The sequence below is a fragment of the Vibrio pomeroyi genome, from assembly GCA_041879425.1.
Classification (GTDB): domain Bacteria; phylum Pseudomonadota; class Gammaproteobacteria; order Enterobacterales; family Vibrionaceae; genus Vibrio; species Vibrio pomeroyi_A.
Genome location: CP090854.1, coordinates 1,032,011 through 1,051,110, shown reverse-complemented (window position 1 = coordinate 1,051,110; position 19,100 = coordinate 1,032,011). Strand labels below are relative to the sequence as shown.

Below are 19,100 nucleotides of genomic sequence, written 5' to 3'. Positions count from 1 at the left end.
TGTTTCTGCTGTAGTGGTATTTCAGGCTCTAGTATCGGCTCGAAAAACTCAGTAGTCACGATTAACACCCCTATCTTAGTTAAATACCCCTATTGAATATCTAAATAGAATGAGTAACTTGCGTTCAGCCTAACTCACCATTAGCGCAAAGTATCACTCTAAATAATTGTCGTGATGATACCGTTTTCTACCAACGCGAATATCGACAGAACCGCATCTTCTGTAAGCCGAAGGTAAACGCCCTTCTTAAAATTTACAGTTCCAAACAACCGGACACAAAAAAGCCCCTACAGATTTCTCCGCAGGGGCTTCAATAATCAAAGTAATATCTCGTTAACTCATTTTTGGTTAACTATCGAGATTAACCTTGAATACCAACAATTAGCCAAGGCGCATTGTCAGTAGTTAGATCGCGCTCTAAGTGCCAGATATCAATGATATCTTCTTCGATGCCATCCGCTGTATCACGGTAACGACCACTAAACTGTAGGCTTAGTTGTGCTTTGCTACCATCGTGGTCAGCACGAACGATTTCAGCATCAACGTACATTACGTCTGTGTGCTGATCACCATCTAGCTTGTTACGCTCAGCTTTTAGGTCTTCAAACAGGCTTGGAGACACGTACTCTTCAATCGTGTTTAACTCGTTGTGGTTCCATGCACCTTGCAGTGTACGGTAGTGCTCACGAGAGCCATTGATGAAGGCCGCTTGATCAAAGCCTGGTGGGTAGTTATGTGGAACATCGCTTTGTGCACCAAAACCGAAACCACCAGCAGTACCTTGTGATTGAGGTTGTGCTTGCTCGAAGTTATGAACGTTTGGCTGTTGCTGCTTTGGCTGTTCAAACTTGTTCTGACCCATGCCGCCGAATGCTGGCTGTTGACCACGTGCATTCTGCTGATTCATAGAGCCCTGCTTAGCACCCAACATTCCGCGTAGGAATTTAAACGCTAGGAAAGCGATCAGACCCATAATCAGAATATCCATGAACTGGATACCTTCAAATGCGCCACCAAAGAACGCCGCTAATAGACCACCAGCAAGTAGACCACCTAGCAGACCGCCCATGAGGCCTTTCTTGCTAGAGTTAGCCGCTGTGTTCTTACCCGTTTGATCTTGACGGATCGAATTCGTATTTTGTTGTTTTGGTGCTGGAGCCGTTTTAAAGCTTTTGCCAAATGACTTACCACCACCAAACTTTTTCGCTTCCGCGATTGGCGTCACCGCGACTGTTACCAACAGGATCGCGACTAGTGAGAAAAATCGTTTCATTATTATCCTTTATAGGTTTCTTTATCTTTCGACACCTTAATCATACTCGTTAACAAAGAACAATGAAATATTCACGGTGTTTACACATGTATCATAATATTGCGGCTATTAATTGGTTACTTAATTAGCGGAAGGATTGACGGCTATCGGGGAGGGCATTAAAATATTGAACGATGTTCATTTACTAGAAACTAATCATGGCACGCAGAAACGATCACACTCGAGAACAATTAGTTCAGCTGACTTTAAAGACAGTGACAAACTTTTTAGACCAGCACTCTTATCACGAGTTAAGTCTACGTAAAATTGCCAATATGATTGGTTACGTTCCTAGTACATTGGTGAATGTATTCGGCAACTACAACCTACTGCTATTGCACGTTGTTGCTCAAACATTAGATGAACTGGCGTCTGAATCAGCAGCCGCAGTTGAACAATCGAGCAATCCTCAACAAGCTCTATTCAACCTTGCTTACTGCTACCATGACTTTGCACAGAAACACCCTCACCGTTGGCAGCTTATTTTTGAGCACAACATGAACGGTGAAAACCTTCCTGAATGGCAATCGAACCGTATCGATAAAATGACCGGTATGCTTGAGCAGCTTCTGGTGGCTATTGCTCCTGAACATACAGAAAGCGAAGTCGTTAAAGCCAGCCGTGTATTATGGTCTGGAGTACATGGAATTACTCTACTTAGCGTTGATGATAAGTTTTTTGCTTCTGAGCCTATCGATGGTAAAGAACTGATCAATAACCTAGTCTCAAACTACCTAACCAACTGGTAAGCATCCAAGGAAAGAGAATGAACAACAGCAGCCAATCTTCGCTGTTAACGCAAAAAAGGTTCCTACCCTACTTTATTACCCAATTTCTGGGAGCCTTTAATGACAACATCTTCAAAAATGTTCTGTTACTGTTTGTTGCTTTCGCAAGCGTAGACACGCTGCCTATCTCCAGTAATTTATTCATAAATTTGGCTGCAGGCCTGTTTATTCTGCCCTTCTTCCTATTTTCTGCTTTGGCCGGTGTACTGGCTGATAAATACGAAAAATCTGGGTTTATCCGAAAAGTTAAGCTCCTTGAAGTGGTGATCATGTCACTGGGTGCGATCGGATTTATCTATGAAAGCTACGGAATATTGCTGTTACTGCTGTTTCTGATGGGGACACAAAGTGCCTTCTTTGGCCCAGTGAAATACGCCCTACTTCCACAACAACTAAAGACAAAAGAGCTCGTTTCTGGCAATGCTCTGGTTGAGACCGGTACATTCCTAGCGATTCTGATTGGTACTCTTGGTGCTGGCATTATTGCTTCAGAAGAAGGCGCTAAGCTTATTGCTGCGGTGTGCATCGTGTCATTCGCGGTTCTTGGTTACGTATCAAGCTGCTTTATCCCTGAAGCGCCAAGTAACGCCCCTGATTTGAAAGTGAAGTGGCAGCCAGTAAAGTTAACCCGAGCAACACTTGCGATTGCCAAAAAAGACCGCCCAACCTTCCAAGCGCTGATGTCTATCAGCTGGTTCTGGTTCCTTGGCGCGGCTTACCTCACTCAATTCCCTAACTTCACTAAGCTGCACCTAAATGGCACTGAGAGTTCGGTCGCCTTTTTATTGGCCCTGTTCTCGATAGGCATTGCCATCGGTTCTTTAGCGTGTGACAAGTTATCCAATCACCGAATTGAAATTGGCATAGTGCCGATGGGCAGCTTGGGGATTTCAGTATTTGGCCTATTGATGGCGATATCGATTCCTGAATCGCTGCCCGATTTCGGCTCGTTCCACCAATTCGTCACCCACTCAGAACTTTGGCCACTGTTTGCTTGCTTGCTACTTCTTGGGATATCTGGCGGTATCTTTATTGTTCCTCTGTACTCCTTGATGCAGTTACGAGCCAAGCCAGACGAACGAGCGCAAGTGATTGCCGGACTCAACATCTACAACTCACTGTTCATGGTGGGAAGTGCGGTACTAGGCATCGTTTGCCTAAGTGTACTCGAGCTTTCCATTCCACAGCTGTTTGTATTGTTGGCGGCGGGTAACACTTTGGTGATGCTGTACCTGTTTTATCAGGTGCCTATCTATGCGTTCCGCTTTTTCACTTGGGTGGTGACTCACACCATGTATCGCGTGAAACATAAGAACCTGCATCACTTGCCTGAGAAAGGCGGCGCGCTAATCGTCTGTAATCATGTGAGTTATATGGATGCATTGTTGCTGAGTGCGGTTTGCCCACGTTTGATTCGCTTTGTGATGGAAGAAGATTACACCAAGTTACCGCCGATTCGACGCTTCTTGAAAAGAGCTGGGGTTATTCCAATCTCCGCGACCAATCGTGGCTCTATTCGTAACGCTTTCAAAGAAGTGGAACAAGCGCTTCATGAAGGTCACATCGTGTGTATCTTCCCTGAAGGTAAACTCACCTCTGATGGTGAAGTGGCAGAGTTCATGCGTGGCATGGAGCTGATTATTAGACGCTCTCCTGTCCCAGTGATTCCAATGGCACTTAAAGGCCTTTGGGGCAGCTACTTTAGCCGCTTCAAAGGACGAGCATGCAAAGGGCTACCAAGCCGTTTCTGGACTAAGCTAGAGATTGAAGCTGGTGAGCCCATTCCACCGAAGGAAGCGACGTGCGAGACGCTTCGTCAATCAGTTGCTGAGCTCCGTGGATCGCTACGATAGCTCGTTAAACTCACGCTTTGTTACGCCAAATTCATAGCCATGAACAAACGTTTAGTTTTTCTTAACGTTTGTTCAATTCATTTAGACTTACTTATCATTAAGTTAAGCGTATAGTCTTCGCTATGCTGCCATAACCAGAAACGACAAAAACAATATAATGAAAATGAATAAGTCCATTCCGTTTTATCTTGCTGCTCTATTTTGCTTAACCCCATGGGTAAGCTCCCCTACTGCACTGGTTATCGGCTTTCTGCTTGCGAGCTTAGGCTTGGTGCCTGAGAACATAGAGGTTGGCAAATTGACTAAAAAACTTCTGGCCTACTCGATTGTCGGCTTAGGTTTTGGTATTCAATTTGAGAAAGCATTAGCAGTAACAGGCGACGGTATTGGCTTGATCATCACAACCATCATCGGCACGCTAGTGATTGGCTGGTTCTTAGCGAAACGCATGGGGCTAGATCGCACCACGGGCTATCTTATCTCTTCTGGCACCGCTATTTGTGGTGGTAGCGCCATCGCAGCTGTAGCTCCAGCCATCAAAGCAGAAGATGAACAGATTGGTTTGGCGCTGGCTACCGTATTCGTACTGAACTCAGTGGCGCTGTTCTTATTCCCGATGATTGGCCATGCGCTTGAATTAAGCCAACAGACTTTCGGTACCTGGGCGGCAATCGCGATTCACGATACCTCTTCGGTTGTTGGTGCAGCTTCTGCTTATGGTGAGGAAGCACTAACTACCGCGACAACACTTAAACTCGCACGTGCACTTTGGATCATCCCAATTGCTTTGGTCAGCGCAATGATCTTCAAGAGCGATCAAAAGAAGATTACCGTTCCCTACTTCATTTTCTTCTATTGTGCGGCTATCGCGGTGAGTGACTTATTGCCACAGTTTGAGATGGTGTATCAGGGGATCTTTGATGTGTCTAAGCGTGCGTTGGTTGTGTGTCTGTTCTTGATTGGTTGCGGCATCTCTGTAGAGAAACTGAAAGCCGCCGGACCAAAGCCATTGATGTTTGGTACTTCGATGTGGGTGATGATTTCTACAGGTTCGTTAGCTTGGTTAACCCTCGCTTAATCTACCTAAAACTTAGCCGCTCGTAAAAATGGCGAACAACAAAACAAAAAGGCAAAGCTCGTATGGGCTTTGCCTTTATCGTTTGTCATCTATATTGACCAAAATACTATTCAAACAGGGGCTTATCACTCTTCTTGCTCTCTCTTTTCATCAAAACCAATACCACAACTAACACGAACGCGGTGAGCTCAGCTAACGAGCGTGTCAGCCCTGACGATGTTATCGCTTGGCCTATCTGCAGTAATACCGCAATGATGAGCGCAATTTTCATAATAAGACCTTATTCTATAATCCGTTATTTATATGGCTTATTATGATGGATGGTTATAAAGATAATAAATTCTGTTTTGAACTATCTAATTGCTAAATTAACTAACCTAGTTCAACTGCCCTTCTAACCACTTAATAAAGGTTCTGACTTTAGGTCGCTTTTCAGTGCCTAATGGACAAATAAGGTCATACCCTTTGTCTGTCTCCATGCTCGGATAAGGCGTAATCAGCTCGCCTGTCTCTATGTACTGCTTAACAAAATGATAGCGCCCCATCGCGACGCCTAGGTCATGAGTTGCTCCTAAGAAACCCATTTCTCGGTGACTCACACAGTAAAATTGTTTGAAAATATCAACGTCCAGATCCATATAATTGACCCAACGTTGCCAAGCATCTGATCCCAAAGCATGAATGAAGTTGATACGCTTTAGAGACTCTAACCCATCCTCATAAATATTATGTTGCTTCGCGTATTTAGGTGAACATATCGGGATATATTTCTCGCCAAACAACCGCTTTCGATACACATTTGTGTGATGCTCTGAGTCGAAGTAGATAGCAACTTCAATATCATTAATGTGGAAATCCTGCTGCTCCTCATGAGCAAACAAATTGATATTGAACTTCGGATACCTCTGCTTAAAATCAGCCAACCTTGGCAGTAACCAACTATTAGCAAACGCTGGGCTGGTGCCGATATTGATCTGCCCATAGAGATCGGTATTGGTAATGTCTTCAATCTCACCAAAAATCGAGCTCAACGACTTGGACAAGGTTCGTTGGAAACGCTGACCTTCTTCCGTTAACTCCAGTTTACGAGTGCCTCGAACAAACAAGCTGAAACCAAGTTCACCCTCTAACACCTTGATTCGATGACTCACCGCGCCTTGTGTCAAATGCAGTTTTTTCGCAGCCAGCGTGAAGCTCATTTTCTCAGCGGCGACATTAAAGGTATGAAGATTTCTAAGTAAAGACTGATGGTTGGCCATAAGCACTCATGCATTAAAAATTTTAATTCATAGTACTACCCGTTTCGTTTGTTTGCATTAAGAAATAAGTTTCTAATAGCCGCAGTTACTTAAAATACTGCATTGATCAATATTTGGTTCCAAGTCTTGACATGCGGGAACATTAAAAAAATTAATTTCAAAATTTAGGGGCACGTATGAATATACTCGGGTATATGCAAAAAGTAGGCAAGGCATTGATGGTTCCAGTCGCCACACTGCCAGCTGCAGCAATCCTTATGGGGATAGGCTACTGGTTGGATCCTGTTGGGTGGGGTTCAGAAAATGTTCTAGCCGCATTCTTGATCAAATCCGGCGGTGCGATCATCGACAACATGGCGGTTCTATTCGCAGTAGGTGTCGCATTTGGCTTGAGCCGAGACAAAAACGGCTCTGCTGCGCTATCTGGCTTTGTGATGTTTCTTGTCGTTACCACGCTACTTGCACCGGGCTCTGTGGCTCAGCTAATGGATGTCGAGTTAAATGAAGTACCCGCCGCTTTTGACAAAATCAGTAACCAGTTTGTGGGCATCATCGTTGGTATCATCTCAGCTGAAATCTACAATCGCTACTCAACCGTTGAACTTCCTCAAGCTTTAGCGTTCTTCAGCGGTAAGCGTTTGGTTCCAATCCTGACCTCAATCGCAGGTATGGCTCTCTCTTTTGCTCTACTTTACATCTGGCCAGCTGTTTACGACGCTCTGATCGTTCTGGGTATTAAACTAGAGAGCATGGGCGCATTGGGTGCCGGTCTGTTTGGTTTCTTCAACCGCTTGTTCCTATCTGTAGGTATGCACCACGCTCTTTACCCTGTGTTCTGGTTCGATGTTGTAGGTATAAACGACATTCCAAACTTCCTAGGTGGCGCTCAATCTATTGCTAACGGTACTGGTATTCCTGGTAAAACAGGTATGTACCAAGCGGGTTTCTTCCCAATCATGATGTTTGGCTTACCAGCGGCAGCACTGGCGATGTACCACTGCTCTGATGCGAAAAACAAAAACCAAGTATTCGCAATCATGCTTGCAGCGGCAATGGCTTCGTTCTTCACTGGTATCACAGAGCCGCTAGAGTTCAGCTTCATGTTCCTTGCTCCGGTACTGTTCCTACTGCACGCTGTGTTAACGGGTCTATCACTTTACATTGCGGCAAGCATGGAGTGGATGGCAGGCTTCGGATTCTCAGCAGGTTTTGTTGACCTAGTATTGTCTAGCCAAAACCCTCTCGCGGTGAACTGGTACATGCTATTAGTTCAAGGTGTTGTGTTCTTCGCGCTTTACTACGGCATCTTTCGCTTCGCTATCATCAAGTTCAACCTACGTACTCCAGGTCGTGGTGAAGAGATGGAAACAGAAAGCGAGACTGCATCTCCTGAAGGGTTAGTTAACCTAACTAACAACTACATCGAAGCGATTGGCGGTGCGGACAATATCCTTGAAGTTGATAACTGCATTACTCGCCTGCGTCTAACGGTAAAAGACTCATCTATCGCTGACAGTGACAAACTGAAAAAGCTAGGTGCTGCAGGTGTGGTTCCTGTAGGCAAAGGTGGACTGCAAGTTATCATTGGCTTAGGGAAAGTGGATAAGGTCGCAGATCAAATGAAGAAGGCACTCGCTTAACACGGCACCTTTAATGACAAGATAAAGTACTAAGAATTTGTGATGGCTTCACCACCATCACAACCCCCTGAAGCGCAATTACGACTAGTCACCGTGTATTGCGCTTCGTTTTATTTAGAACGAACCTCTTGTAACCACTGTGCTAATCCCGCTCTAGATACCTTAATACCCTGTTGGTCTTGTTCTGGCATGCGGTAGTACTCAATAGGAAACTTAAATCGCTCTAGGCTTCCTTGTAGCTGCTCTGCAAACCACTCTTTGGTTGACACTTGATCACAGTCCACAATAGCAACTGGCCTAAAACCAAATTCGCTGTCTTCAACGGGTACGATAAAAGCTTGCTTAACTTCCGGCAGCTGATTGAGTGCACGCTCAATTTCTTCACAATGAATATTCTCACCGCCAGAAATAAACTGGTTGTCGGCTCTGCCAATAATCGACACTTGCTCGCCATTCCATTGACCAAGATCTTTACTATCAAACCAGCCATTCTCATCCACTAATGGGGTTAAAGCGCCCTGATAGTAGTAGCCAGAAGCGAGGGTATTGCCTCCAATATAGATACGTTGGTTTTCTATTTTCAATTGGCGATGATTCAGCACAAAACCGGCAGTGCTGCTCGCATCAACAGGCTTTGCTGTCACCGTTGAGGCAGCTTCCGTCATGCCATAACCAAGCCAAGTCTCAATCCCCATTTGCTGAGCTTTAAGCCCTAGCGCTTCTGGAATATGGCTCCCACCCAACAACACATGGGTCAAAGTAAGTACTTGCTTACCCTTTAATAACCTATGCAGCTGAGTGGCGACCAAAGAAGCATGGCTGCAACCTTCGATGTCTGATTCAAGCTTACCAGAGCCTATTTTGATAGAGCCACCAGCAGCTAGCCAACGATGAACAATTGCCAACCCTGACACATGGTACATTGGCAAACTAAGCAGCCAAGTATTCGTAGCTTTAAATTGAAATTCATCCAACAATCCAACGGCAGAACATAGGTGTTGATCAAGTGTATGAGCCACCGCTTTCGGGTTTCCTGTAGAGCCGGAAGTAAATACGATGCTTGCAAGGTTTTGAGGATTAAAACTAGAAGGTTCTGACGTTGCTATTAGCTTGTCATTACCATCTAGATCATTCAAACAAGGTAAGGTAAGCAACTGGGTATTGAGGTCTGCAACATCAGACAGGTCTAAGCCGCCATTTTCTAACAACCATAGATAACGTCTATCCGATGGACTATACAGCGATTCAAGCTTTTGCATTAATCGAGCAGTAGGCTGAGGCATAGTAAACGCACAAACCACACCTAGATTAAGTGCCGCAAGATAAACGGGGATCACTTCAGCTTGGTTTTTACCAACAATGGTCAGCACATCCCCTTCAGAGAGGCCCTGAGCAGATAGCCGTTGTTGGTAATCACTCACTAACGCTGAAACTTGCAGCCAAGTGTAAGCACGATTAGGAGTGACTAACGCAGTTTGATGTGGGTTTTGCTGCGCCCACTGTACCCAGAGCGGGTGATGATTAGATTGTGGGCGCATCATAAGATAACCAAGTTAGAGATCGAAAACTGACTAAGCCAACCGAACAGTCAGCCTAAGAAGACCAAATCAGTTGCTGCTGTTCAAGAGTAGCAACGGGAAGTTGGCAACCCGGCCATGGTACTTCTAGCTGTTGTTGATACAAGCCAATCGTATCCAATCCCGGAACTTCATTAGGTAAGTATTGCTGTGCCAATCGCGCAATCTGAGTTAAGCCAAGGCTCGACTCGATGCTTGAGCTTAATACTGGCTTAATACCAAGTTGCTGTGCGCGTTCAATGATTGCCACACAGCGCTCTACCGAGCCAATCAAGGTTGGTTTAATCACAACCGCTTTAACACCAGTCAGATCGCTGAGATCAAACTCAGGGCTTCTTACCGCTTCTTGCAGGGTTTCATCCCACGCAATCGCAACGCCGTGGTCGATGGCAAATGCCAAGCTGTCTTCTGGCTTTTGGCAAGGCTCTTCAATGAAGCTAATACGCTGACGCAGTGACGGCGAGATGTACTTGATGAACTGCTTCGCTTTTTCAGGCTTCCACGCGCGGTTAGCATCAAGTCTTAGGGTTAAATCAGGAATCGATTCAAGGAATAAGCTCACCAGCATGCCATCACGGATCGCTTCATAAAGACCAACTTTTACTTTAGCGACCTTCTCACCTTCCATCTCATTAAGCACAGGAATAAGTTCATCAGGGTCACCGGTACATAAAGGTGCAGCTCGGTAGTTACCTTCCGCGTTAAGTTCACCTCGCAGCTCCATCAATGCCATTGAAAAGCCAAACGCCACTGACGGATATAGCTCATCGAATGAGGTGTGAGGTTTGTTGTGGCTCCAAAGCTCTAGCTCGTTTTGCAACTGAATGCCGGCTTGCTCAGCATCTTCTTGGCTAAAGCCTGGCAAAGGCGCAACTTCACCAAAACCATTCTTACCATCACACTCAAGGTGGATGATATAACCAACGCGCTCGTTCAGCTTATTGTCACGCAGCACTACACCGCTATCCATAGGTAATTGATAACGGTAGAGTTTAGCGTGACGCTGGGAATTCATTGAATTCATAAGATTTCCTAAAAAACGGGAACATCAAAACAAAACGAGCCGCTATTTAGCGACTCATTTTTAAGAGGATAATGCTATGGGTTACGCGGGAATTTGTCGAAATCAGGTCGACGTTTCTCGTTAAACGCATTGCGGCCTTCTTGGCCTTCCTCTGTCATGTAGAACATCATAGTTGCGTTACCTGCTAGCTCTTGCAGACCCGCTTGACCATCACAGTCAGCATTAAGAGCGGCTTTCAAGCAACGTAGAGCCATTGGGCTGTGCTGCAGCACTTCACGACACCAACGAACGGTTTCTTTCTCTAGGTCAGCAACAGGAACAACCGTGTTCACCAAACCCATATCCAATGCTTCTTGAGCATCGTAGAAACGACATAGGAACCAGATTTCACGCGCTTTCTTCTGACCAACGATACGAGCCATGTAAGAAGCACCCCAGCCGCCATCGAATGAACCCACTTTAGGGCCAGTCTGACCAAATTGTGCGTTTTCAGCAGCAATAGTAAGGTCCGCCATCATATGAAGAACATGACCGCCACCTACAGCCCAGCCAGATACCGCTGCGATAACTGGTTTTGGACAAGTACGAATTTGACGTTGGAAATCAAGCACGTTCAAGTGGTGTGTACCTGAATCATCTTGGTAGCCGCCGTAATCACCACGGATACTTTGGTCACCACCAGAACAGAACGCCTTCTCACCAAGGCCCGTCAAAATGATTACGCCAACTTTCTCGTCATAACGAGCATCAGCCAATGCATTGATCATCTCTTTTACGGTTTGTGGACGGAACGCATTGTGTACTTGAGGACGAGCAATCGTGATTTTCGCAATACCGTCGTCAGACTTGTGGTACTGAATATCTTCAAATTGACTGCTTTCATCGCGCCAGTTAACGGCTGCGTAAAGTTCTTCTTCTGTGATGCCTACTGTTTTAGCCATGGTGATTCCCATTGTTCTATTAGAGACCACGACTAACGAATAGTCGTGACGGTGTTGCTCTGCTTTTGATAGTGCTTGATATGAGAGAATCGCTCAGTCAGTTTAGCGACGACTGGCGATACATTGGATAATCAGATTTGAAAACAACTCTGGTTGCTCGAAATGAACATTATGACCAGCGTAATCAACCTGACTATATTCAAAGCCACTATTCTCAGCTAGCTCCATGAATTTACGATCTTTTTCACCACACACATAATGCAATTGATGCTCATGAGATTTCAATGTGGCACGTAAATCCGGTTGCTTAGCTAACGAAGTAGATAACAACATATTTGCTACGGATACTCCAAGGTTACCACTACGCTTTATGACCAAAGTTTGTCTTTGCTCATGATTTAGTGAAGAAAAGACGCTTTGTTGATACCAATCGTCTAAAACATCTTCAATCGACTGCTGCGCGAAGCGGACGGCCCATTGCGTATCATGTACTAACCTTTGTGCTCTTTCTTCATCACACTCCAAGCCAAAGTTGCCACCTTCGATGATGACTTTCTCTAGGTTAAGAGTTTCGAAGCAAGGGCTTGTTACCCCATACATGGCAAGCCTTCCACCCATTGAATACCCAATCAACACGATAGGATAATCGGCAGGAAGATCATTCGCTGCCAATTGATAAGTGGTGCACTGAACTATCTTGGTACAGCAATGATCAAAGCCTACAGGGTCGATAAAGCGACTTTGTCCGTGTCCGGGCAAATCTATGCAAAGACGAGGAAAATCCTCGAGGAAGGGGTGACATGCACTCCAATCATCCCCGCTTCCGAGTAAACCATGTAAAAAAACAAGCAAAGGTTTTTCAGAAGATTCTTGTACTGCTGGGTAATAATTGGAGTAAAGCATGTAAAGTCCTTAGGCTAATGCCTCGGTGAGCATTGAGCTGAATTGCTTCAGCAAAGTAGACGCTTGTTCGGGAGGCGTCTTAACTTCTACGAGCAAGGTACCCTGACCTTGTTCGAAATGTTGTTCGATGAGCGTTTGATAGCAATTCAAGGTTTCTGGCGCCGCATAACCAAGCTGGAATTGCGCAGCAGCATGTTCAAAACTGAAACCATGAGGCATCTGATATAGAGATTGTTTTTGTTGCTCAGGAACCGGCAACAAATCAAAGATTGCCCCGCCATCGTTATTGGTGACCACAATAACCATTGGCGTTGTGTTATGAGTGAGTAGCGCCAGCGAATTTAGGTCATACAACAAAGAGGTGTCGCCAATCAACATCATCAAAGGATTCTGGTTGGCTTTTATCACGCCCGCAGCCGTCGCCACCAAGCCATCAATGCCTGACGCACCACGGTTGCTGTACACTTGAGTCGCAGATATTGATGACAACATATCCACCAGCCTTACCATCAAGCTATTTCCCACAAACAGCTCTCTGCCCTTAAGTCTAGACGACAAGTCAACGGCAACGCTCAACTCTGTCAGTTGGTTGTTATTAGAGATTTGCGCCAACGCTAACTGCTGAACCGTATTCGCCACTTCGACTAAAGGCATCGCCCATCCAGCATGTTCACCCAGTAAGCTTGGCAAATGCTGCTCTGATAGCCATTGTTCGATGTTTGCGACGATATGAGTTTGAGGCAGATGGTCTTGATTAATACGGTGCGAATCCGGTGAAACCACAACGTATTGCAATGAATTAAACAGAGCGGCTTGCGCCTTTATCCATTGGTTAAGGCGCTTAGAAACGATACGCTCGCCAAACTGAAGAATAAAATCACACTGGCTAAGCTGCGCTTTGGCTGCATCACTTTGCATCCATAAATCATAGTGTTGCCAATCACTGCTGATACCCGATTGAGGGTCACAGAAGATAGGCCAGCCCAGAGCTGAAGCAAGCTGCTTAGCTTTGGTTGCGGCTTCGTTATCGATAGAGCCAATAACCACCGCACCTTTTTGTGCAACATAATCACTCAGCGCAACAGGCTGCACATTCAAATGATTGGCTAGATATGTATTGGAATAAAGGCTTGTTGAGGCTCTCCACCCTGCCACACTCTTGATGTAGTCCGCATACATATCAGCGCTGTTGGCTGAATAAAGTGGCTCTGGAAACGGACAGTTGATGTGAATGACTCCGCCAACACTGCGTTGCTTCGCAAGTGCGTTATCAACTGAAGTCAGAAGCCAATTCAAAGAAACTTGTGTGGTTGGGCTTGGGAGGTTTAGCGCCTTTTCAACATGGGACGAAAAGATACCCTGTTGCAGAATCGCTTGGTTAGCACCACAGTCGACTAGATCGATAGGTCGATCTGAGGTCAATAAAATCAGCTTCTCTCGTGTTAACCCAGACTCAGCGGTCGCTGGCAGAAGGTTAGCCACCGCAGTCCCAGAAGTCACAATCACCGCTACGGGTTTGTTGCTCGCCTTGGCTAAACCTAAAGCAAGAAAGCCGAGCCCACGCTCATCAAAGTGCGTGTGTAAGGTTAGCTTAGGGTTGGCTTCAGCTTCGAGTGTTAATGGTGTTGAGCGAGAGCCCGGCGCGATACAAACATGTTCAACACCGCTGCGTGCAAGCTCTTCAAGTAATGTGTTACACCAAACTCTGTTTAATACGGCTTGGTCGTGATTCATGATGCGACACCCAATGGTGGGTGATCTGAAATTAGGCTCAATAGAGTCGACATTTTCTTGTTCAACTCTTGCCACTCATGTTCGGCAACCGATCCTGGCACGATCCCCGCGCCCGCAAACAGTTGTACTTGATCGTTTACAACCAATGCACTTCGAATTGCCACACAGAACTCCGCACGTTGATGGCTAATATATCCTACTGAACCTGCATACCACCCTCTCGCAAACGGTTCGTGTTCCAGAATGAAGTCCATTGCTTCTTTACGTGGTAAGCCTGCGACAGCCGCAGTTGGTTGTAATGCAGCAAGCAACTGGACGCCGTTAACACCATTATTAAGCTGTGCGTGAATATTACGTTTAAGATGCTGCACCTTACGCAGACGCACCAGACGCGCTTCTTTCTCTACGTGTACCGATTGTGAATGGGGAGTGAGACGCTCAATGATGTCATCAACCACATACTGGTTCTCATTGAGGTTTTTGGTGTCTTGTGAAAGCCAGTTCGCTAGCTCCATGTCTTCAGTCGCGTTTTCTCCGCGACCAATGGTTCCAGCGAGCGCTTCGGTATCAAGCTCAGTGCCATGACGGCTATATAAGCGCTCTGGCGTCGAACCAATAAAGCTGTGTTTAGAATCCAACACCAACATAAAGTGAAAGCTGTGGTGGTTTTGTAGATAGCTAGCCTTAAGGAGTTGAGCCGCACAAATAGGCGCATCTAGCTGAAGCGTGGTTTTACGCGCTAAAACGACCTTCTTGTACTCTTCATCGCTAATGCCTTTCAGAACTTTATCTACCAAGCTGCCCCATTGTTCTCTTTCTGGAGCGTGGTTAATCTCTTCGATATGAGCAGATAACGGCGCCAATATCGCCGCTTCAACAGAAAGCTTATTTAAGGCGTTAATAGAAGCAACGCGATCAGGAGACAAGTTAACGGCCAGCGACCAAGTGTTGTCAAAACGGATCAATTCGACCTGAGGAAGGAAGAAAAACGATTCCATGCAGCGGCGATTCTTTGCGGTGTGCCCGTCAAATGAACGACCACCCCAGATGCGTTGGTCTTCACCTAAAATCGCATACGCGGGTGCTGGATCTGAAAATGTATGTAACTGCCCGAGCGCAACAACCTCTTCACGAGTGTCACGCGACTGCCAGTAGAACTTAGGAAAGAGCGGTTGAGCATGAAGCCATTCAATAAATGCAAACGATGGTTTTTGCGTTAGAACTTCAACACAACGAACTTCGCTTGCTTGGGCATTTTGTACTCGCTCAATCAAAGCGGAGATAGTTTGCTGGAAATGTGACAAATCGACCTCGTTCACATCTAAATTATTATTATATTAGTTTGATACTTTAAGGAGAGCACCCACTTAGATCAAGAATGTACTGTATCTTTTCAACATTCCTGTGATTTTAAGCGATCCTACCCCTTTATTCATTTTAGCCAATAACCAAGAAAGCGATTAATTAAAATTTAGAAAACCGTGACAACAAAAAGACCAAACGTGACACTGAAATGCGACATTCATCAGATTTTTATTCTATCAAACGCCATTTTGCGGTACTTTAATAAAGTATTTAAATTAATTTCAGGAAATCGGCAATGCAAAATATCGGGATGTCGTCAAAACTCAACAGCGTATGCTACGAAATCAGGGGGCCTGTACTCAAACATGCTAAGCGCATGGAAGAAGAAGGGCATAAAATACTAAAGCTTAATATTGGTAACCCCGCCCCATTTGGTTTTGACGCCCCTGATGAAATCCTAGTTGACGTAATCCGTAACCTACCGACATCTCAAGGTTACTGCGACTCAAAAGGCATCTACTCAGCCCGTAAAGCGGTTGTTCAACACTACCAGAAAAAAGGCCTACGTAACCTTGACGTAGAAGACGTTTACATCGGTAACGGTGCGTCTGAGCTTATCGTTATGTCTATGCAGGCGCTACTGGATAATGGTGATGAAATCTTAGTTCCCGCTCCAGACTACCCACTATGGACAGCATCAGTGGCACTTTCTGGCGGTACTCCGGTTCACTACATGTGTGATGAAGATGCCGATTGGTATCCAGACCTTGATGACATGCGCGCGAAGATCTCTCCAAAGACTCGCGGCATCGTTCTTATCAACCCGAACAACCCAACAGGTGCGGTTTACAGCCGTGATTTCCTACTGCAAGTTGTCGAGATTGCCCGTGAACACGGCCTAATTATCTTCGCTGACGAAATCTACGACAAAGTACTTTACGACGGTGCAGTACACACGTCAGTCGCAACGCTAGCTGAAGACGTATTAATGGTCACGTTTAACGGTCTGTCTAAGGCTTACCGTGTATGTGGTTTCCGTGGTGGCTGGATGTTCTTAACTGGTCCTAAACACCTAGCAAAAGGTTATGTCGAAGGACTAGAGATGCTGGCCTCGATGCGTTTGTGTGCCAACGTACCAATGCAGCACGCCATTCAAACGGCATTAGGTGGCTATCAAAGTATCAATGAGTTGATTCTTCCTGGTGGTAGGCTGCTTGAGCAACGCGACCGTGCGTGGGAGCTGATTAACAAGATCCCTGGCGTTTCTTGTGTGAAACCAAAAGGCGCGATGTACCTGTTCCCTAAGATCGATACCAAGATGTACAACATCAAAGACGATCAGAAATTCGTACTCGACTTCCTGAAACAAGAGAAAGTTTTATTGGTTCAAGGTACTGGCTTCAACTGGCCTAAGCCGGACCACTTCCGTATTGTGACTTTGCCACATATTGAAGACCTTGAAGTGGCAATTGGTCGCCTAGAGCGCTTCTTGCAAACTTACAGCCAAGACGATCTCGTCGACGCTAAATAAACATTACGAGAGGTGGCTACAATTTGCTGTTTTAAAAGACTTTAACTTGTATTCAATCACTTCTATGCTTAAAAGGCTCCTGTTTAGGAGCCTTTTTTGTATCCGCTGTCTCGTGCAGTTTGTGGCAAACACAAGGTACGAGTGGAGCACTCTCTAGATAGGACACTTATGAAACAGAGCCATTTCTTCGCCCATCTCGCACGCATGAAGCTTATCCAGCGCTGGCCTTTGATGCGCTCAGTCTCAAGCGAGAACATTTCAGAACACAGCCTACAAGTTGCTTTCGTTGCCCACGCCTTGGCGCTTATCAAAAACAAGAAGTTTGATGGCAAACTCAACCCAGAACACATTGCTCTGCTCGGTATGTACCATGACACCAGTGAGGTGCTTACTGGCGATCTGCCAACGCCGGTTAAATACTACAACCCAGACATCGCCCAAGAGTATAAAAAGATAGAGGCAGCAGCAGAGCAAAGACTACTTTCGATGCTGCCAGAAGAGTTTCAAGACGACTTCGCCCCCTTCTTAATTTCAGGAACAGCAAGTAAAGAAGAACAAAGCATCGTAAAACAAGCCGATACTATCTGTGCTTACCTCAAGTGTTTGGAGGAGCTCAGTGCGGGCAACCATGAGTACGAGCAAGCCAAGCGCCGACTGGAAGAGACTCTCGAACAGCGTAAAAGCCCAGAAATGGACTATTTTCTCACCACATTTGCGCCGAGCTTTGAATTATCACTAGACGAGATAAGCTAGCTGGGTATAAGTTGTTTTTAATTAGCTAAATAAAATCAATTTGATAGGTGCTATTTTGAATTCTCTACTCGAACCACCCTTTGTACTCGAACAAGAATGGCAACATCGAAATGACGATGAACATAAAATAAGACGTGACGATCACCGCAGCCCGTACCAACGAGATCGTGCGCGCGTGCTTCACTCTGCTGCTTTCCGTCGCCTACAAGCTAAAACCCAGATTCATGGCACCACAGTGAACGACTTTCACCGTACACGCCTCACCCACTCACTTGAAGCAGCGCAGCTTGGCACCGGTATTGTCGCTCAGCTTAAGAAAAAGCAGCCCGAGTTTCGAGACCTGTTACCCTCAGACAGTTTGATTGATTCTTTGTGTTTGGCGCACGATATTGGTCACCCGCCCTATGGGCATGGCGGCGAAGTCGCACTCAACTACATGATGCGCGATCACGGCGGCTTTGAAGGCAATGCCCAAACATTTCGTATTGTCACTCAGCTAGAGCCTTACACTGAACATCACGGGATGAACCTGTCTCGACGCACGCTACTCGGGCTAATTAAATACCCTTCTTTGCTCAGCCAAGTCCAAGCGAGATTACAGTCTGAACCCGTAAAGCATCAACGCCAGTTAAGAGCAAAAGATTGGATGCCAGCAAAAGGCATCTACGATCATGACGAAGAGCTGTTCAATTGGGTGCTTGAGCCACTCTCAGCTAACGACCAACAGCTTCTCAAACAGAAAAGAAAATCACATACCGAACCTCTTGAGCACAATAAAACCAAGTACAAGTCACTCGACTGTTCGATCATGGAGCTGGCTGATGACATCGCTTATGGCGTGCACGATTTAGAAGATGCGATTGTGCTTGGTTCAGTGACCAAAGCGCAATGGGTTGAATCGGCTTATCCTCAACTGAAAGAGATGGCTGATCCTTGGATTTGCGAGCACCTAGATTCAATTACCGAAATGCTGTTTTCTGGAGAGCAATACCGCCGTAAAGACGCCATTGGCGGAATAGTTAATGCGCTGCTGACCAGCATCTCGATTAAGCGAGTGGATGAAGATTTTGAGAATGTGCTGCTTGCCTACAATGCCGTGCTTGAACCAAGCATGGACGCCACGCTTGATAAGCTGAAACACTTTGTCAGCGAGTTCGTGATTCAGGTACCACAGGTTCAGGTGATCGAATACAAAGGTCAGCAGATCATCATGGATATGTTTGAAGCATTCAGCGCCGATCCTGAACGTTTGTTGCCACTACCGATCAAAAAGCAGTGGCTACTGCATGACGGTGAATCGAGAAAGATGCGCGTTATCGCCGATTACATCTCATCGATGACCGATGATCTTGCGCAGAAAATGCATCAGCAACTGTTCTCAGCACATACCGAGTTTTAGTTA

General features: G+C 45.8%; 16 protein-coding genes. 7 read left to right on the top strand and 9 right to left on the bottom strand.

Features of this window, described 5'->3' with window-relative positions; genetic code table 11:
• Positions 1-361: 361 nt before the first annotated feature.
• Complete coding sequence (locus L0992_04710; protein XGB67995.1) at positions 362-1,273, bottom strand: TIM44-like domain-containing protein; 912 nt, start codon at positions 1,271-1,273, stop codon at positions 362-364.
• Positions 1,274-1,470: 197 nt separating this feature from the next.
• On the opposite strand from L0992_04710, the gene L0992_04705 reads away from it, so the two are divergent.
• The 3 genes from L0992_04705 (at position 1,471) to L0992_04695 (ending at position 5,031) form a co-directional block, all read left to right on the top strand.
• Positions 1,471-2,061, top strand: coding sequence for a WHG domain-containing protein (locus L0992_04705; protein ID XGB67994.1), 591 nt, complete (start codon positions 1,471-1,473; stop codon positions 2,059-2,061).
• A 17-nt stretch (positions 2,062-2,078) separates the two neighbouring features.
• On the top strand, positions 2,079-3,953 hold the full coding sequence (locus L0992_04700; protein XGB67993.1) for an MFS transporter: 1,875 nt from the start codon (positions 2,079-2,081) through the stop codon (positions 3,951-3,953).
• A gap of 157 nt (positions 3,954-4,110) precedes the next feature.
• Positions 4,111-5,031, top strand: coding sequence for a putative sulfate exporter family transporter (locus L0992_04695; GenBank protein XGB67992.1), 921 nt, complete (start codon positions 4,111-4,113; stop codon positions 5,029-5,031).
• Positions 5,032-5,137: 106 nt separating this feature from the next.
• Here L0992_04695 and L0992_04690 read toward each other — a convergent pair whose 3' ends face one another.
• On the bottom strand, positions 5,138-5,302 hold the full coding sequence (locus L0992_04690) for a hypothetical protein (GenBank protein ID XGB67991.1): 165 nt from the start codon (positions 5,300-5,302) through the stop codon (positions 5,138-5,140).
• Between the two features lie 106 nt (positions 5,303-5,408).
• Positions 5,409-6,290 (bottom strand): LysR substrate-binding domain-containing protein, encoded by an 882-nt coding sequence (locus tag L0992_04685; GenBank protein XGB67990.1) that lies wholly within the window; start codon positions 6,288-6,290, stop codon positions 5,409-5,411.
• 194 nt (positions 6,291-6,484) lie between these two features.
• Between L0992_04685 and nagE the strand changes: the two genes are divergently transcribed.
• Positions 6,485-7,930 (top strand): N-acetylglucosamine-specific PTS transporter subunit IIBC, encoded by a 1,446-nt coding sequence (gene nagE, locus L0992_04680; GenBank protein ID XGB68687.1) that lies wholly within the window; start codon positions 6,485-6,487, stop codon positions 7,928-7,930.
• 110 nt (positions 7,931-8,040) lie between these two features.
• Here nagE and menE read toward each other — a convergent pair whose 3' ends face one another.
• From menE to L0992_04650, 6 genes are all read right to left on the bottom strand, one after another.
• Entirely contained in the window at positions 8,041-9,471 is a 1,431-nt protein-coding gene (menE, locus tag L0992_04675; GenBank protein XGB67989.1) for an o-succinylbenzoate--CoA ligase, read from the bottom strand.
• Positions 9,472-9,523: 52 nt separating this feature from the next.
• Positions 9,524-10,531, bottom strand: coding sequence for an o-succinylbenzoate synthase (menC, locus tag L0992_04670; protein ID XGB67988.1), 1,008 nt, complete (start codon positions 10,529-10,531; stop codon positions 9,524-9,526).
• A gap of 74 nt (positions 10,532-10,605) precedes the next feature.
• Complete coding sequence (gene menB / locus L0992_04665; GenBank protein XGB67987.1) at positions 10,606-11,472, bottom strand: 1,4-dihydroxy-2-naphthoyl-CoA synthase; 867 nt, start codon at positions 11,470-11,472, stop codon at positions 10,606-10,608.
• 102 nt (positions 11,473-11,574) lie between these two features.
• A complete protein-coding gene (gene menH / locus L0992_04660; GenBank protein XGB67986.1) occupies positions 11,575-12,375 on the bottom strand; it encodes a 2-succinyl-6-hydroxy-2,4-cyclohexadiene-1-carboxylate synthase in 801 nt (266 codons plus the stop codon).
• A gap of 9 nt (positions 12,376-12,384) precedes the next feature.
• Positions 12,385-14,109: a 2-succinyl-5-enolpyruvyl-6-hydroxy-3-cyclohexene-1-carboxylic-acid synthase gene (gene menD, locus L0992_04655; protein ID XGB67985.1), complete on the bottom strand. Its 1,725-nt coding sequence runs from the start codon at positions 14,107-14,109 to the stop codon at positions 12,385-12,387.
• Entirely contained in the window at positions 14,106-15,413 is a 1,308-nt protein-coding gene (locus tag L0992_04650) for an isochorismate synthase MenF (protein ID XGB67984.1), read from the bottom strand. Before L0992_04650 ends, menD begins: the two co-directional genes overlap by 4 nt.
• A gap of 296 nt (positions 15,414-15,709) precedes the next feature.
• On the opposite strand from L0992_04650, the gene L0992_04645 reads away from it, so the two are divergent.
• The 3 genes from L0992_04645 to L0992_04635 all read left to right on the top strand — a co-directional run bounded on the left by L0992_04645 (position 15,710) and on the right by L0992_04635 (position 19,097).
• Entirely contained in the window at positions 15,710-16,945 is a 1,236-nt protein-coding gene (locus tag L0992_04645) for a pyridoxal phosphate-dependent aminotransferase (GenBank protein XGB67983.1), read from the top strand.
• 168 nt (positions 16,946-17,113) lie between these two features.
• On the top strand, positions 17,114-17,698 hold the full coding sequence (gene yfbR, locus L0992_04640) for a 5'-deoxynucleotidase (protein XGB67982.1): 585 nt from the start codon (positions 17,114-17,116) through the stop codon (positions 17,696-17,698).
• A 55-nt stretch (positions 17,699-17,753) separates the two neighbouring features.
• Complete coding sequence (locus L0992_04635; protein ID XGB67981.1) at positions 17,754-19,097, top strand: deoxyguanosinetriphosphate triphosphohydrolase family protein; 1,344 nt, start codon at positions 17,754-17,756, stop codon at positions 19,095-19,097.
• Positions 19,098-19,100 lie beyond the last annotated feature (3 nt).

What these genes read in the sequence shown, in the direction of transcription:
- L0992_04710 (XGB67995.1), bottom strand. Translation starts at nt 1,273, where the DNA reads ATGAAACGATTTTTCTCACTAGTCGCGATCCTGTTGGTAACAGTCGCG.
- L0992_04690 (XGB67991.1), bottom strand. Translation starts at nt 5,302, where the DNA reads ATGAAAATTGCGCTCATCATTGCGGTATTACTGCAGATAGGCCAAGCG.
- L0992_04645 (XGB67983.1), top strand. Translation starts at nt 15,710, where the DNA reads ATGCAAAATATCGGGATGTCGTCAAAACTCAACAGCGTATGCTACGAA.
- menH (XGB67986.1), bottom strand. Translation starts at nt 12,375, where the DNA reads ATGCTTTACTCCAATTATTACCCAGCAGTACAAGAATCTTCTGAAAAA.
- L0992_04700 (XGB67993.1), top strand. Translation starts at nt 2,079, where the DNA reads ATGAACAACAGCAGCCAATCTTCGCTGTTAACGCAAAAAAGGTTCCTA.
- menB (XGB67987.1), bottom strand. Translation starts at nt 11,472, where the DNA reads ATGGCTAAAACAGTAGGCATCACAGAAGAAGAACTTTACGCAGCCGTT.
- menD (XGB67985.1), bottom strand. Translation starts at nt 14,109, where the DNA reads ATGAATCACGACCAAGCCGTATTAAACAGAGTTTGGTGTAACACATTA.
- menC (XGB67988.1), bottom strand. Translation starts at nt 10,531, where the DNA reads ATGAATTCAATGAATTCCCAGCGTCACGCTAAACTCTACCGTTATCAA.
- yfbR (XGB67982.1), top strand. Translation starts at nt 17,114, where the DNA reads ATGAAACAGAGCCATTTCTTCGCCCATCTCGCACGCATGAAGCTTATC.
- menE (XGB67989.1), bottom strand. Translation starts at nt 9,471, where the DNA reads ATGATGCGCCCACAATCTAATCATCACCCGCTCTGGGTACAGTGGGCG.
- L0992_04685 (XGB67990.1), bottom strand. Translation starts at nt 6,290, where the DNA reads ATGGCCAACCATCAGTCTTTACTTAGAAATCTTCATACCTTTAATGTC.
- nagE (XGB68687.1), top strand. Translation starts at nt 6,485, where the DNA reads ATGCAAAAAGTAGGCAAGGCATTGATGGTTCCAGTCGCCACACTGCCA.
- L0992_04705 (XGB67994.1), top strand. Translation starts at nt 1,471, where the DNA reads ATGGCACGCAGAAACGATCACACTCGAGAACAATTAGTTCAGCTGACT.
- L0992_04695 (XGB67992.1), top strand. Translation starts at nt 4,111, where the DNA reads ATGAAAATGAATAAGTCCATTCCGTTTTATCTTGCTGCTCTATTTTGC.